Source organism: Mycolicibacterium aichiense, from assembly GCF_010726245.1.
Lineage (GTDB): Bacteria > Actinomycetota > Actinomycetes > Mycobacteriales > Mycobacteriaceae > Mycobacterium > Mycobacterium aichiense.
This window is the reverse complement of record NZ_AP022561.1, coordinates 3,857,406-3,872,552: the sequence shown is the minus strand read 5'-3', so window position 1 is coordinate 3,872,552 and position 15,147 is coordinate 3,857,406. Positions and strand designations below refer to the sequence as shown.

The following is a 15,147-nucleotide window of genomic DNA, read 5'->3' as shown; positions in this document are numbered from 1 at the left end:
GCCCCCTCAGCCCTAATCGATTGGAGTGTCCACGATGTCGACGTTGACTGCCACGCTCTACCCGCCGGAAGGTTTCGGCGCGCCCAAGAATCGTCAGGGCCACGCCACAGGTGACTTCGGATTGCCCGCCGGCACCGAGGTTTTCTCGGCGGACAACCACATCTCGGTGGCCCAGGATATCTTTTACGAGAAGTTCCCCGAGGACCTCAAAGGTCAGGCCCCGCGGATCTGGTATGAGGACGGCGCCTACATGGTCGGCATGAAGGGCAAGGCGTGGACCGGCGGTGACTTCGGCCGGGTACTCATGCAATACGACGATCTGGCCGGGGCGTCGACCAACGACATGGCTGCCCGCGTCCGCGAACTCGCTGAGGACGGTATCGACAAGGAGTTGGCATTCCCCAACGCCGTTCTCGCATTGTTCCACTACCCGGATAAGGCGTTGCGGGAGCGGGTGTTCCGTGTCTACAACGAGGTGATGGCCGAACTGCAAGAGCAGTCCAAGGGGCATTTCTATGGTGTCGGCCTGATCAACTGGTGGGACCCGAAGGGCACCCGCCAGAACCTCGCAGAGCTGAAAGCTCTCGGGCTCAAGACTTTTCTGCTGCCGCTCAATCCGGGCAAGGATGACGACGGCAACATCTACGACTACGGCGCCGCGTCGATGGACGCGGTCTGGGACGAGATCGAAGACTCCGGCGTACCCGTCACGCACCACATCGGAGAGACGCCGCCGAAGACGCCGTGCGAGAACAACAGCGTCGTCGTCGGAATGATGGTCAATGTCGACTCGTTCCGCGAACAGTTTGCCAAGTACGTCTTCTCCGGAATCCTCGACCGGCACCCGAAGCTGAAGGTCGGCTGGTTCGAGGGCGGAATCGCCTGGGTGCCCACCGCACTGCAGGATGCGCAGCACATGCTCGCGTCCTACCGGCACATGTTCAACCACGAGTTGTCCCACGATCCTCGGTACTACTGGGACAACCACATGTGCGCCTCGTTCATGGTGGACCCGCTCGGCTTGGAGCTGATCGACAAGATCGGCGTGGACAACGTGATGTGGTCGTCGGACTACCCGCACAACGAATCGACCTTCGGTTACTCGGAGAAGTCGCTGGCGACCGTGGTCGAGGCAGTGGGCCCGGAGAACGCGGCCAAGATCTGTAGCTCCAACATCAAGAATTTCCTGGGCGTCCAGTGACGACATCCACCCATTCCGGCGTCACCCAGATCGCCCGGACCGGGTACACATGGCTGGATATTCCGCAGGAGCCCGACTTCGCCAGGATGCGCAGCGAAGTCGCCGCCCGTCTGCATGCCGCGATGGCCGATCAGGGCGTGGACGCCCTGGTGCTCCTGGGCAACAGTAATGTCATGTACGGCACCGGAATCAGCTGGCCGCTGGCCGACGCCGGGTTGTCGCACGTGGAGCGGCCGGTGGCGGTGATCCTGGCCGACGACGAGTACCCGCACCTGTTCCTGCCGTTCCAGGAGGACGCGGCGGTGGAATCCGGCCTGCCCGATGACCATCTGCACGGGCCGGTGTACCTCGAATTCGACGAAGGTGTAGCGGAATTCGCGGATATCCTGGCCACACTTGTCCCGCCGGGCGCTTCGGTGGCGACCGATGAGTTGACCGGGGCGATGCGACGAGCCGGCACGGCGCTGTTCCCCACCCCGCCGGTGGACGCCGCCCCGACGGTCGGTGCGGCGAAACTGGTGAAGACCATCGACCAGATCGCCTGCATCCGGCGAGCCTGTCAGATCACCGAACTGGCCGTCGCCGAGATACAGAAGTCGCTGGTGCCCGGTGCTCGTCAGATTGATCTGTCTGCTGAATTCGTCCGTCGCACTTTCGAACTCGGCGCGACTACGAACATGTTCGACTCGATATGGCAGGTCATGCCCACGTCGAAGGCGACCCAGGGAACCTGGACCACCACCGGCGATCTTGCCCTGCCGCTGTTGACCACCGAGCGCGAGCTGGCGCAAGGCGACGTGTTGTGGACTGACGTGTCCATCGCCTACCACGGCTACTGCTCTGATCATGGGCGTACCTGGATCGTCGGTCAGGAACCGACACCGGTGCAGCAGCAGCAATTCGAGAAATGGAGCCGGGTTGTCGACGAGGTGCTCTCGGTGACCAAGGCCGGCGCCACCTGTGGTGATCTCGGGCGCGCGGCGATCGCCGCCGCGGGCGGGGAGAAACCGTGGCTGCCGCACTTCTATTTGGGTCATGGGATCGGAACGAGTGCGGCCGAAATGCCGATGATCGGAACGGACCTCGGTCAGGAGTGGGACGACAACTTCGTCTTTCCGGCCGGCATGTTGCTGGTGTTCGAGCCCGTGGTGTGGGAAGACGGCACCGGCGGCTATCGGGGCGAGGAGATTGTCGTCGTCACCGATGGTGGCTGGATGCCGCTGACCGCCTATCCATACGACCCGTATGAGGTGCCCAATGGGAATTGAGATCGAGGCCGATACCCGGGCTCTGCGGCTCAGCCGTCGCGAGCGTGCCTTGGCCCAGATGGAGGCCCACGACCTGGACGTGCTGGTGCTGGGCCGTCAGGCCAATGTTCGCTACATCTCCGGTGCCCCCCAGTTGTGGGTAGTGGGCACCCGCCCGTTCGGACCGATCTGTGAATTCGTGCGTGCCACCGGCGAGATCCACCTCAACAGCACGTGGGATGAGGGCATACCCGAGGAAATCCCGCACGAGAATCTGTATGGGTTCGCATGGAATCCCATGACATTGGTCGAGATCCTGAAGAACATCAACGGCGCCGCTACCGCACGGCGAGTGGGAACCGACGCCCTGACGCCGACTTTCGCCAAGCTCCTGCCGATGGCGTTCCCGAACGCGGAGTTGGTTGACGCCGAGCAGGCCATGCAGGCTGCCCGCCGGATCAAGACTCCCCAGGAAGTGCAGGCATTGCGTCACGCGTTGGCGATCGCCGAGGAGGGTCTGGCCGCGGGTGTGACGGCGCTCGGTCCGGGGACCACCGCGAAATTCATCACCGCTGCGGTGTTGGAGGCGGAAGCCGCCGGTGGGGTGAGTACCCCGGCAACCCAGGATGCCGCGTGGGTGACGTCAAAGGAGAGTCCGTGGCGCCGCGCCGAGGGCGGCGGGGTGATCCGCGAGGGTGACCTGGTGGTGTTGTCAGCCGGGGTGCTGGCCGACGGATATGTCGCCGAAGTGGCCCGCACGCTCCCGGTCGGCGAACCCACCGATGCTATGCGCGGGCTCTACCGGCGCCGGGATTCTCTGTGGGACAGCCTGATCGCGGCTTGCCGACCGGGCAACGCCACCAGCGCGCTGTTGGATGCCTACGCCCGCGCCGGTGAGCAACTGCCGGTCACGCCGGTGGCGCACGGCCTCGGCCTGGGGTTCGACCCGCCAGTCGTCTCGCCACAGCTACGGGCCACTGCCGATGCCGAACTGCTGGAGGCGGGAATGGTGCTCGCCATCACCGCCCACGTCTGGGAGGAGTCGGTCGGCTCGGTCATCACCCGAGACGCTGTGTTGATCACCACTGACGGGTGCGAGGTACTGACGTCTAGTCCGGCGTGGAGCGCCGCGGCGAGCGTCGGTACGAGCAATGGCTAAAGCCGGACGCCCGTCGGCCGAGGAGATCATCCTCTACGACAAGGACCCGAAGACCAAGATCGCCACGATCACCTTCAACCGGCCCGAGTACCTCAATGCGCCGACCGCCGCTGCGCGCCTGCGATATTCGGACCTGTTGTATCAGGCCGGTGTCGACGATCAGGTAAAGGTCGTCGTCATCCGGGGCGCGGGGGAGGATCTCGGCAGCGGTGCCGACCTCCCCGAGTTCATGGAGTTGCAGAACGACGAGGACACCGGCCCACGGCTCGGCGAGTTCCGGATTCCGCCTGGTGCAGTGACGTATCCGCCGCAGGGGACGTACCGCCGTGGCGCCTCGATCGGCGCGTGGTACGCCAGCCCGCAGTCGGGTATCCGGACACTGCAGGACTTCAAGAAGATCTCGATCCTCGAGGTCAAGGGGTACTGCTACGGCTGGCACTTCTACCAGGCCGCCGACGCCGACCTGGTGATCTCCAGCGACGATGCACTGTTCGGCCATCCGTCGTTCCGCTATTACGGCTGGGGCCCCCGGATGTGGTGGTGGACGCAGATGATGGGCATCCGCAAGTTCCAGGAGATGGTCTACACCGGCCGGCCGTTCACCGCAGCCGAGATGTACGAGTGCAACTTCCTCAATAGCGTGGTGGCGCGGGAGGAACTCGAAGACGAGGTCAGTCGGTACGCACTGGCCTGCGCGCGAAACCGGCCCACCGACACAGTTTTTCAGCAGAAGATGTTCTTCGAGGTGTTCAAGCAGTTCCAGGGCGAGTACCTGGGCAGTCTGCTCGGTAGCACCTTCGAGTCGCTGGGTGGCGCGGCCGCGCGCGACGAGGACGAGTTCGACATGCACGCGGGACTCGACTCGGGACTCGCCGGCGCGGTGAAGGACAACGACAGCAAGTTCCCACCGCAGTGGCGGCTGTCGAAGTCCGGACGCGCGAAAGCCAAGGCCGAGAAGACCGAGACCAAGAAGACGAAAAAGAAGAAGAAGTAGCGATGACCGACTCGCCACTGACCGGCTTTGTCGTGGTCGACCTGTCCACCGGTATCCCCGGCGGGTACTGCACCAAATTGCTCGCCGACGCCGGTGCCGACGTCATCAAAGTCGAGGCACCCGAAGGTGATCCGCTGAGGCGATGGTCGGCCTCGGGTTCGCAGATCGGGCCGAACGAGGATGGCGCGCTGTTCAGCTTTCTGGCTGGTGGTAAGCACAGCGCAGTCGCCGACCCGGACCTCGACGAGGATCTGCGGTGGGTGGGCGACCTGCTGGCCGGCGCCGACGCCGTGGTCTGGTCACCGGGTTCACCGCTGGCCGAGCATCCGGCGCTGGCGCCCGCCGCCATGCACGCCGCCCATCCGCACCTGATCGTCGTCGCGATCACACCATTCGGTCTCGACGGTCCGTGGAGTGACCGGCCCGCAACCGAATTCACGCTGCAGGCGTGGTCCGGCGGCATCGTCGGGCTGGGACGCGGCGCGCCGGACCGTGCACCGGTCTACGTCGGCGGCCGGGTCGGCGACTACCTGTCCGGGGCGTATGCCAGTGCGGCGATCCTGGCGTCCCGAATGCGGGTGGTGGCCGGCGGCGCCGGTGAACTCATCGATCTGTCCATGCTGGAAAGTCACGTCATGGGTCTGACGTACTACCCGGTGACCTACTTCGACATGCTCGGGCGGCCCTGGCGCGATGCCCGCAAGTTGACCGTCCCAGGCGTCGCCCGAGTCAAGGACGGCTTGGTCGACGTCGGATGTGGCACCGCTCAGCAGTGGTTTGATCTGTGCGCGATGACCGGCCACGAGGAGTGGATCGACGAGAACGCGCCCGTGAGCATCACCGAGCAGGCCGGCGAGAAAGCCGACGAGCTCTACGCCTGGATGGCCGTACACACCGGTGACGAGGTGCGCGAGCTGGCCACGGCATTCCGGATCCCCAACGCGCCGGTCGCCACCCCCGACACCGTCGAGTCGCTGGAGCATTTCGTCGCTAGGAAGACGTTCGTCACCCACCCGGCCGGCTTCCGCCAGCCCGGCCATCCCTACCGGATCACCGGCGTCGAGTTGCGCCCGCCGTCGCCGGCCCCGCGACTCGGCGAGCACACCGACCGGCATCGCCAGACGCCGCGCACCCCCCGGGAGCCTGGTACTGCTCAGGATCGATTGCCACTCAGCGGGATTCGCGTGGTGGATCTCACCACGTTCTGGGCCGGGCCGTCGGCCACCCACCTGATGGCGCTGCTGGGTGCCGAGGTGATCCACGTCGAGTCCGCGCGCCGCCCCGACGGCACCCGGATGATCGCCGGGGTGCCGGTCACCGAAGCCCACTGGTGGGAGAGACAGCCGATTTTTGCGGCGCTGAACACCAGTAAGAAGGACATCACCCTCGACCTGGGCACTGAACGCGGCCGAGAGCTGCTGCTCCGGCTGATCGCCACCGCCGACGTGGTCGCCGAGAACTACACGCCGCGGGTACTCGATCAGCTCGGACTGGATTACGGTGCGTTACAACGCATACAGCCGGATATCGTGATGTGCCGGATGCCGGGTTTCGGGCTGGACGGTCCATGGCGGGACAATCCGGCGTTCGCGTACGTGATCGAGGCCGCCGCCGGTATCAGCTGGCTCACCGGCTACCCGGACCGCAATCCGTACGAACCGTATTCCCTCGGCGATCCCAACGCCGGTGTGCATGCGCTGAACGCGGTGCTGCTCGCCCTCGAACATCGCCGGCGCACCGGCAAGGGAGCACTGGTGGAGGCCGCGATGGTGGATGCGGCCCTCAACATCGCCGCTGAACAGATCGTCGAGTACACCGCGTACGGCGCGGTGCTCCAGCGCGCCGGCAATCGGGGACCGACAGCATCACCGCAGAACCTGTACCGCAGCAACGAGATCGACGAGTTCGGCCGGGACGACTCCTGGGTGGCGATCGCCGTCGAGACCGACGAGCAGTGGCAGGCGTTGCGCAGCGCACTCGGTGACCCGGGCTGGGCCGCCGACGCCGAACTCGATACCGAGAGTGGCCGGCGCGCCCACGAGGACGTCGTCGACCGGCACCTCGGTGCGTGGTGCCGGGACCGCACCGGGGACGAGATCGTCGCCGGGCTGTGGCCGGCCGGCGTCCCGGTGGCCAAGGTCATCCAGCCGCATCGACAGACCGAACTCGAGCAGCTTGCCGCCCGCGAGTTCTTCGAGGTGCTCGATCACCCGGTGAATGCGCCGGCGAGGTTCACCACGATGCCGTTCCGACTGTCCCGCCGAACACCGCCGATCCACATCGCGCCCGCGCCGCTGCTCGGCCAGCACAATCACGAGCTGCTGGTCGAACTCGGCTTGTCCGACAGTGACATCGAGGAACTGATGGCAGCTGGAGTGATCGGCTCGGCACCGCCGGGCTGAGGCTAGTGCCGGCCAGTGACGACCGGTGTGACCAATTCCAGCAGCCAACCGCCCCACTGCGCGTCGGTGCGTTTTCCGGGTAGCGCCAATGCGCTGGACACAGTGACCAGAAGCCCGGTTGCGACGAAGGTCCGGACGCCCATGGCGTCGGCGCCGGTGAGGTCCGTGATGGTCTGCTGCAGTGTCAGATAGCGGGCCGCCACCTCGTCGCGCACAACGGGGTCGCCCGCCGCGGCATACGCATGCAGCAGCACCAGCGCGACGGTGCGGTCTCTCTGCAGCAGGCGGCGGTAGGCATCGCCGAGCGCGACGAGGGCCGGACCGGAGTTCGCCTGGTGGGCCGTGGCGGTCGACACGAACGCTTCACTGACGCGATCGAACACCCAGGTGACGACTTCCAAGAAGAGTTCCCGCTTCGAGCCGAACATCTGCACGATGCGCGGATGAGAGACCTCCGCACGCGCCGCGATCGCCTCCAATCGTGTTCCAGCCAAACCAGTTTCGGCGAACTCGATCGCGGCCGCGGCGATGATTTCGCCGCGGCGAACCGCCGCCGGCTTGTACACCCGAGGAGCCGGAGATTGGCTCATCGTCGTTCGGTACCCCGGATCTGGCGCTTGACCAGTTCGTTGTCGTAGAGGCACCGGTAGGTCGTGATCAAGCCGTCCTCGTTGAATTCCAGCCGATCATCGCCGTGAAACTCGACGACGGCGCCGGTACGGGCGACCGTGCCGGTGAACTTCCACGCCACCAGCACGGCGCGCCGGGAGACGTCGGCGAACAAGCCCTCGAGCGCGAAGGTGTTGTCGGGGAAGGTGCGTGCCATCTCGGTCACGAAGTTCTTGATCGGCTCGCGCCCATACACCGTCTGGCCCAGCGCCGGTTCGTCGTAGACCAGGTCTTCGGCGCACAGCGCGGCGACGGCGTCGCCGTCGTGATCGTTCCATGCGGTGGCCCACCTTCGGCAGAAGTCCTTCACTGTGGGGGGATCGGAAATCGCGGCCGGGCTGATCACTGTCATGGTGCCAACTTACTAGTTTGTAAGAAATCAGGCAACGACGGTGGCTGGGGAGGGGGACGTATTGCCTTGACCGCACTCATGAGAATAGGATTCTCTTCAACTGCATAAGGAGGATTTCATGGGTCAACTGTCGCACCGGGTGGACGTGCCGTTTCCGATCTTCGACGCGGACAACCATCTCTACGAGCCGCCGGAGGCGCTGACCAAGTTCCTGCCGAAGGAATACAAGGACTACGTCCAGTACGTGCAGGTCAACGGCCGCACCAAGATTGCGCTGCGCGGTCAGATCAGCAATTACATTCCCAACCCGACCTTCGAGGTCGTCGCCCGGCCGGGCGCGTGGGAGGAGTACTTCAAGTACGGCAACCCGGACGGTAAGACCAAGCGCGAACTGTTCGGTGAGCCGATGCGCGCCATCCCCGCGTTCTTCGAGCCCGGCCCGCGCCTCGAGGTGATGAACGAGCTCGGTCTGGACAAGACCCTGATGTTCCCGACCCTGGCCAGCCTGCTGGAGGAGCGGCTCTCCGATGACCCAGTGGCCATCCACGTCCTGGTCCACTCGCTCAACCAGTGGCTCGACGAGGTGTGGGGGTTCAACTACCAGAACCGCATCTTCACCACGCCCGTCATCACGCTGCCGATCGTTGAGAAAGCGATCGAGGAGCTCGAGTGGGTGGTCAAGCGGGGCGCCCGCTGCATCCTGGTTCGCCCGGCGCCGGTTCCCGGATTCCGTGGGCCACGGTCGTTCGCGTTGCCCGAGTTCGACCCGTTCTGGGAGCGCGTCGTCGAGTACGACCTGCTGGTCGGCATGCACTCCAGCGACAGTGGCTACTCCCGGTACACCTCCGAATGGGACGGTGCCAGCGCCGAGATGCTGCCGTTCCAGACCAATGCGATGGGCATCCTCAACGAGTGGCGCCCGATCCAGGACTCGGTGGGGTCGTGGGTGATTCACGGTGCGCTATACCGCCATCCGAAGCTGAAGGTCGCGATCGTCGAGGCCGGCTCCAAGTGGATGACCCCGCTGCTCGACGGTTTGGCCGAGGTCTTCCGCAAGGCCCCGGAGGCTTTCCCGAGCGATCCGGTCGAGATGGTCAAGAGCCGCATCCATGTCAGCCCGTTCTTCGAAGACGGCATCGACGATCTGGTCAACCTCGTCGGAGTGGATCAAGTGCTCTACGGCTCGGACTGGCCGCACCCTGAAGGGCTGGCCGAGCCGACCTACTACATCGAGGCCCTTCAGCATCTGAAGGCCGACGATCAGGCAAAGATCATGGGCGGCAACCTGTCCCGCCTCGTCACCGTGTGATTCGAGCGGGCCGTCCCATCGAGCCCGACTGGCAGACCATCCCTGAGATGGTCTTGAGCGCGGCGGACCGATTCGGCGACTCGGAGGCAGTCGTCGACGGTCCGCTGCGGTTGTCCTTCGCCGAGGTCGCGCACCGGGTGCGGTGTGCGGCAGGCGCGTTCGCGAACCTGGGCGTCGAGAAGGGCGACCGGGTCGCGATCTGGGCGCCCAACTCCGCGCACTGGATGATCGCAGCCTTCGGGGTGCTGACCGCAGGCGGCATCGTCGTGCCGGTCAGCACTCGCTATAAACAGGCCGAAGCCGCCGACATCATCACCCGCAGCGGCGCCAAGGCGGTCCTGGTCGAAAAAGGTTTCCTGGGACAGGATTTCACCGTCCCGGCCGGTGTGCCGGCAATCGACCTCACGTCCGGCTTCCTCGAAGAGGGCCAACCCCTGCAGCGGGAGGTCAGCGGAACCGACATCGCCGACATCATCTACACCTCGGGGACCACCGGCCGGCCCAAAGGTGTGATGATGAATCATCTGCAGAACCTCCGGATGTACACCGAGTGGTGCGACCTGGCGGACCTGCGCCGAGGCGATCGCTACCTGATCGTCAATCCGTTCTTCCACACCTTCGGATACAAAGCCGGCTGCATCGCCACCTTCATCCGCGGCGCAACGATGCTGCCGGTCCCGGTCTTCGACGTCGACCGCGTAGTCGAGCTGATCGCGGCAGAGAAGATCACGATGCTGCCGGGGCCGCCGACGCTGTATCACTCGCTGCTGGCGGTGCCGGACAAGAGCAAGCTCGCCACGCTGCGGGCCGGGGTGACCGGTGCCGCCGACATTCCGGTGGAACTCATCCGCCGGGTGCACGAGGAACTGCCGTTCCGCACACTGGCCACCGGCTACGGGCTCACCGAGGCCGGCACCGCGACGCTGTCCCGGCCGGGGGACTCGTTCGACGACGTCGCCACCACAGCAGGCGTGCCGTGCGATGGCGTCGAGGTGCGCATCGCCGACGACGGCGAAGTGCTGGTCCGGGGCTACAGCGTCATGCAGGGTTACTTCGACGATCCGGCGGCCACGGCTGAGGCCATCGACGCCGACGGCTGGCTGCACACCGGAGACCTCGGCAGCTTCACCGAGTCGGGACGCCTGAAGATCGTCGGGCGCAAGAAGGACATGTTCATCGTCGGCGGTTTCAACGCCTACCCGGCCGAGATCGAGGGCTTCCTGATGGAACACCCCGCTGTAGAGCAGGCGGCGGTGATCGGTGTGCCCGACGAGCGGCTCGGTCAGGTCGGCAAGGCGTTCGTCGTACTGAAGGGGGATGCTCGGCTGTCGGAGGACGATCTGATGGCCTGGAGCCGAGACCGGATGGCAGGTTTCAAGGTGCCCCGGTCGGTCGTAATCGTCGACAGCCTGCCGCTGAACGCCACAGGCAAGGTGATGAAAGACCAGCTGCGCTGAATAGGCGGAAACGTCATTTCCGCACCAAGAGTGGCAGTTATTGGCGCTGCTGGCACCGGCTCGTCGAATGAACTTACCGCCTGATGATAATGTCATTCTCACCTGTTATCGCGCGTCGGTCGTACGTGTGGCGGACGGCACAGTGCTCGCCCGTACGCTGGCGGGATGTTTGGTCCAGAGAGGAGTCCGACATGCGACGCATATCTGCTGTAGCGCGCCGCGTGCCGGACCGCAAAGACATGTGTGGGTGCCATGGCGGCTGACGTCAACGAGGAGGCGGTCTCCGAAGCGCTGGCCGAGCTCGCCGAGGCCGAGGCGGCCGAGGCCGAAGCCCGAGCCGAGGCGGCGCGCGCCAAGGCCACCGCGGCGCGCTTGCGAGGAGTGGAACCCGATTCCGCGGATGAGGATCCCGCCGACGCCGACGCCGAGGGCGCCGAGGGCGCCGAAGACGGCGAACTCGAGCCCCGCGGGTGGTGGGCGCGCATCGGTGCCGTCGCGGTCGCGGTCGCGGTGGTCACGATCCTCGCCATCGCATCAATGGTGGTGACCGGCCTGATGCTCGTCGAGCACCAGAGGGTCGTCGCCCAACGGGCGCATCAAGCCGAGCTGGTGGCCGCGGCGCGCGAGGGCGTGATAGCCCTGCTGTCCATCGACTACAACCGGGCCAAGGCCGACGTCCAGCACGTCCTCGACTTGTCCACGGGCACGTTCAAGGACGATTTCACCAGGGGTGCAGAGGATTTCGTCAAGACCGCCGAGCAGTCCAAAGCGGTGACCGTCGGCACGGTCAAATCCGCCGCGTTGGAGAAGGAGAGCGGCGACACCGGCGTGGTGCTGCTGGCTGCCTCTTCGACCGTTACCAATGCCAATGGAGCACATCAAGATCCGCGCGCCTGGCGGATGAGCGTGACAGTCGCGCGTGATGGTGCCCAATACAAGATGTCGAATGTGGAGTTCGTGCCATGAGCAGTGATAAGACCACCGAGCCCGTTGAGGGCGACAAGACGGCCAACGAGCCCGTCGAGGGCGAGAACAACACCGATGTAGCCGTCGTCGACGAGGACTCGACCGCAACGGAACTCGACGCGGAGACCACCGCCGAGGGTGACGACATCGCGACCGAGTCCGATACTCCGGCGTCGAGCAGGCGGCGCGGTCCATTGAGTTGGGCCGCCAGCAACTGGGCGGCAATCCTGCTGGTGGTGTTGCTGGTTGCATCGGCGGGTGCCGCCGGCGGCGTCTACTGGTGGCTGTACCGGCCGGACCAGCAGACCAATTCTGCTGCTCAGCAGCAGGCGATCAACGCCGCCCGCGACGGCACGGTGGCCTTGCTGTCGTACTCCCCGGACAGCCTCGACAAGGACCTGGCCAACGCCAAGTCGCACCTCACGGGCGAATTCCTCAAGTACTACAGCCAATTCACCGATCAGATCGTCGCGCCTGCGGCCAAGCAGAAGGGCGTCAAGACGGAGGCGACCGTCGCGCGGGCGGCGCTCTCGGAGATGCATCCCGGCGACGCGACGGTGCTGGTCTTCGTCAATCAGGTGACCACCAGCAAGGATCGGCCCGATCCGGCCCTGGCGACCAGCAGCGTCATGGTGAAGCTGACGAAGACCGACGGCCACTGGTTGATTTCCGAATTCAACCCCATCTAGGCCAGCTGAACAGGAGGACCGATCGATGAGCGTGGCACTGTTGTTGGAGATGGCCGCCTCTGATGCCGAGCGCGTCGGAGTGGTCAGCGACGACCAGCGACTCACCGTGGGCGAGCTGAACACGCTCGCCGACGGTGGGGCGGGCGTCATCGACTCCCGCGGTGCCGGCAGCGTGGTCTATGTCGGCCTCGGCGGAGTCATGCTGCCGCTGCTCATCTTCGCCTCGGCGCGTGCCGCACGGGCGTTCACGCCGCTGAACTATCGCCTGTCGGCCGAGGCGCTGGCCGAACTCATCGACCGGCTACCCGACCCGTTGATCGTCTTCGACGCCGAGTACGCCGACGTGGTGGCCGGTTTGGGTGCCGCGCGAATCGAGTCGCGGGAGTTCCTGGCCGCAGCAGCGACGGCCGAGCCGGTCGCCGAGTTCCCGGACCCCGACGACGTCGCCGTGGTGTTGTTCACCTCCGGGACCACGTCACGGCCCAAAGCAGTTGAGCTGTCGCACAACAACCTCACCAGCTATGTGACCGGCACTGTCGAGTTTTCGTCCGCCGAGCCCGGTGATGCCGCACTGATCTGTGTGCCGCCGTACCACATCGCGGGCGTCAGTGCGGCGCTGTCGAATCTCTACGCCGGTCGAAAGATGGTGTACCTGCGCAAGTTCGACGCGCGTGAGTGGATCCGGCTGGCCTCCGCCGAGGCGGTCACCAGCGCCACCGTGGTGCCGACCATGCTCGATCGCATCATCACCGAGTTGGAGGCCAACCCCACACCGTTGCCGTCGCTTCGGTCCCTGGCGTACGGCGGCTCCAAGGTCGCCCTGCCCCTGGTGCGTAAGGCGCTCGAACTGCTACCCGCGGTGGGCTTCGTCAACGCCTATGGGTTGACCGAAACCAGTTCCACCATCGCCGTTCTCAGCCCGGATGACCACCGGGCGGCGCACGCGGCCGTCGAGGAGTCCGCGCGCAAGCGTCTTGGCTCGGTCGGCCAGCCTGTGCCGGGGATCGAGGTGCAGATCCGCGCCGACGACGGCACTGTCCTGGGGCCGGAGGAGGTCGGCGAACTGTACGTCCGCGGTGATCAGGTGTCTGGCCGCTACGCCGAGATCGGCTCGGTGCTCGACGCCGAAGGCTGGTTCCCCACCAAGGACGTCGCCTACCTCGATGCCGACGGTTACCTGTTCATCGGCGGACGCTCCGACGACACCATCATCCGCGGCGGGGAGAACATCGCTCCTGCCGAGGTGGAGGACGTCCTCGTCGAACACCCTCACGTGCGCGATGTGGCCGTCGTCGGCGTCGAGGATGACGAATGGGGCCAGATCATGGTCGCCGTCGTCGTGCCGGTCGCCGACATCACCCCGGATCCTGAAGACCTGCGCGCACACGTTCGCACCCAGCTGCGTGGGTCACGAACCCCGGACCGGGTGGTGTTCCGCCACGAATTGCCCACCACACCGACCGGCAAAGTGCTGCGCCGCCAGCTTGCCGACGAGCTCAAGTCGCCGACCGCCACCCCGTGATCCCAGGAGGACAGCCATGATCAAGACCGGTACCCGACTTCAGAGCCAGGTATGCGACACCCAGGTGATCGTCGTGCGCTCATCGGATAGCCTGGACGACCTGCGGGCCGGCGGCGTTCCGATGATCCCGCTGGATGGCGAGAAAACCGAAGGCGCGCAACTGGATCCGGACTTCTCCGGCGGCACTGTGATGGGCAAGCGCTACGTCGACTCCGACGGCGCCGAACTCCTGGTCACCAAGGCCGGCGCCGGCAGCCTCAGTGTGGGCACCACACCGCTGGAGCAGAAGACCGCTAAACCGCTGCCGGCCAGCGACTAGGGGTCGGCGTGAACGGCGCGGCGGAGGTCGAAACCCACACGCTCGTGCTGGCTATGGACTACCGGGTTCCGGATCCCAGCCGGGTCTGGCCGGTGCTGCGCCGCAGCCGGTCCGCGCTCGCCGATCTCGGCGCGCACTACGTGTTGGTCTACACCTCGACGCGCGAGCACGGTCGCGTCATGGTCACCATCTCGCTGCGGAGCAAGGAACCCATCCTCGAGGTGCTGCGTTCGCGGGTGTTCCTCAACTGGTTCGACGCTGTCGGCCTCGACGACATCCCGGCCATCTTCGCCGGCGAGACGGTGGACAAGGTGACGCTGGTCGAGCCGTCCGAGGAGACCCCGCCGGGGGTGATCGTCGGGGCGATCGCCGCGGTCGATGACGTATCCGCCATGATCGGGCGAGTTCACCAGGGACTGCCTCGATTTGAGGCCGCCGGAGTGCGTGCCGTCCGTATCTTCAGGGCCTTCGACGACGACCACGAAGTGATGATCCTGCAAGAACTCGACGACGAGGCCGACGCCTCCGACTGGGTGAATCATCCCGACGTGGCCGCGGAGTGGATGGGCCACACCGGAGTCGGGGCCTACCCACCGGTCTTCGTCGGCAGGCTGCAGCACATCATGCGGCTGGACGAGAACGGCTGAGAGCCGATCGATGTTCGTCTGCCTTTGCAACGGTGTCACGAGCCAGGTGGTGGCCGAAGCCGTCGAGGCGGGCGCTACGACCACCAAACAGGTCGCGACGGCATGCGGAGCGGGCGCCGAATGCGGCCGATGCCGGCGCACGGTTCGCGCCATCATCGATGCGGCCGATTCGGCTGAACACAAGCGCCACAACGGCTTCCTACCCAAGGGGTGA

General features: G+C 65.8%; 15 protein-coding genes. 13 read left to right on the top strand and 2 right to left on the bottom strand.

The genetic code is table 11. The annotated features are described in order from the left end of the window. Positions 1-34: 34 nt before the first annotated feature. The 5 genes from G6N32_RS18745 to G6N32_RS18725 are packed head-to-tail and all read left to right on the top strand — an operon-like array spanning position 35 to position 7,003. A complete protein-coding gene (locus G6N32_RS18745) occupies positions 35-1,201 on the top strand; it encodes an amidohydrolase family protein (RefSeq protein ID WP_115320868.1) in 1,167 nt (388 codons plus the stop codon). Then, positions 1,198-2,469, top strand: a complete 1,272-nt coding sequence (locus G6N32_RS18740; RefSeq protein ID WP_115320867.1) for a M24 family metallopeptidase — start codon at positions 1,198-1,200, stop codon at positions 2,467-2,469. The genes G6N32_RS18745 and G6N32_RS18740 overlap by 4 nt, the downstream gene beginning before the upstream one ends. Next, positions 2,459-3,607, top strand: a complete 1,149-nt coding sequence (locus G6N32_RS18735) for a M24 family metallopeptidase (RefSeq protein WP_115320866.1) — start codon at positions 2,459-2,461, stop codon at positions 3,605-3,607. Before G6N32_RS18740 ends, G6N32_RS18735 begins: the two co-directional genes overlap by 11 nt. Further along, entirely contained in the window at positions 3,600-4,601 is a 1,002-nt protein-coding gene (locus G6N32_RS18730; RefSeq protein ID WP_115320865.1) for an enoyl-CoA hydratase/isomerase family protein, read from the top strand. Before G6N32_RS18735 ends, G6N32_RS18730 begins: the two co-directional genes overlap by 8 nt. A gap of 2 nt (positions 4,602-4,603) precedes the next feature. After that, the gene (locus G6N32_RS18725) at positions 4,604-7,003 is read left to right on the top strand and encodes a CaiB/BaiF CoA transferase family protein (RefSeq protein WP_115320864.1); all 2,400 of its coding nucleotides are present in this window, start codon (positions 4,604-4,606) and stop codon (positions 7,001-7,003) included. Between the two features lie 2 nt (positions 7,004-7,005). Here G6N32_RS18725 and G6N32_RS18720 read toward each other — a convergent pair whose 3' ends face one another. After that, the gene (locus G6N32_RS18720) at positions 7,006-7,593 is read right to left on the bottom strand and encodes a TetR/AcrR family transcriptional regulator (RefSeq protein WP_115320863.1); all 588 of its coding nucleotides are present in this window, start codon (positions 7,591-7,593) and stop codon (positions 7,006-7,008) included. After that, positions 7,590-8,024, bottom strand: a complete 435-nt coding sequence (locus tag G6N32_RS18715; protein ID WP_115320862.1) for a nuclear transport factor 2 family protein — start codon at positions 8,022-8,024, stop codon at positions 7,590-7,592. Before G6N32_RS18715 ends, G6N32_RS18720 begins: the two co-directional genes overlap by 4 nt. A 118-nt stretch (positions 8,025-8,142) precedes the next feature. On the opposite strand from G6N32_RS18715, the gene G6N32_RS18710 reads away from it, so the two are divergent. From G6N32_RS18710 to G6N32_RS18675, 8 genes are all read left to right on the top strand, one after another. Next, complete coding sequence (locus G6N32_RS18710; RefSeq protein WP_102808676.1) at positions 8,143-9,333, top strand: amidohydrolase family protein; 1,191 nt, start codon at positions 8,143-8,145, stop codon at positions 9,331-9,333. Next, a complete protein-coding gene (locus tag G6N32_RS18705) occupies positions 9,333-10,790 on the top strand; it encodes a FadD3 family acyl-CoA ligase (protein WP_115321404.1) in 1,458 nt (485 codons plus the stop codon). Before G6N32_RS18710 ends, G6N32_RS18705 begins: the two co-directional genes overlap by 1 nt. Before the next feature lie 252 nt (positions 10,791-11,042). Beyond that, a complete protein-coding gene (locus G6N32_RS18700) occupies positions 11,043-11,756 on the top strand; it encodes an Rv1363c family protein (protein ID WP_147292052.1) in 714 nt (237 codons plus the stop codon). Beyond that, positions 11,753-12,445, top strand: coding sequence for an Rv1363c family protein (locus G6N32_RS18695; RefSeq protein WP_232077168.1), 693 nt, complete (start codon positions 11,753-11,755; stop codon positions 12,443-12,445). The genes G6N32_RS18700 and G6N32_RS18695 overlap by 4 nt, the downstream gene beginning before the upstream one ends. 25 nt (positions 12,446-12,470) lie before the next feature. After that, complete coding sequence (locus G6N32_RS18690; RefSeq protein ID WP_115320860.1) at positions 12,471-13,967, top strand: class I adenylate-forming enzyme family protein; 1,497 nt, start codon at positions 12,471-12,473, stop codon at positions 13,965-13,967. Between the two features lie 16 nt (positions 13,968-13,983). After that, positions 13,984-14,286: a hypothetical protein gene (locus G6N32_RS18685; RefSeq protein ID WP_115320859.1), complete on the top strand. Its 303-nt coding sequence runs from the start codon at positions 13,984-13,986 to the stop codon at positions 14,284-14,286. Positions 14,287-14,339: 53 nt separating this feature from the next. Beyond that, positions 14,340-14,933 carry a fatty-acid--CoA ligase gene (locus G6N32_RS18680; RefSeq protein ID WP_115321400.1) on the top strand — a complete coding sequence of 198 codons (594 nt, stop codon included), beginning with the start codon at positions 14,340-14,342 and terminating at the stop codon, positions 14,931-14,933. 10 nt (positions 14,934-14,943) lie between these two features. After that, the gene (locus G6N32_RS18675) at positions 14,944-15,147 is read left to right on the top strand and encodes a (2Fe-2S)-binding protein (RefSeq protein WP_115320858.1); all 204 of its coding nucleotides are present in this window, start codon (positions 14,944-14,946) and stop codon (positions 15,145-15,147) included.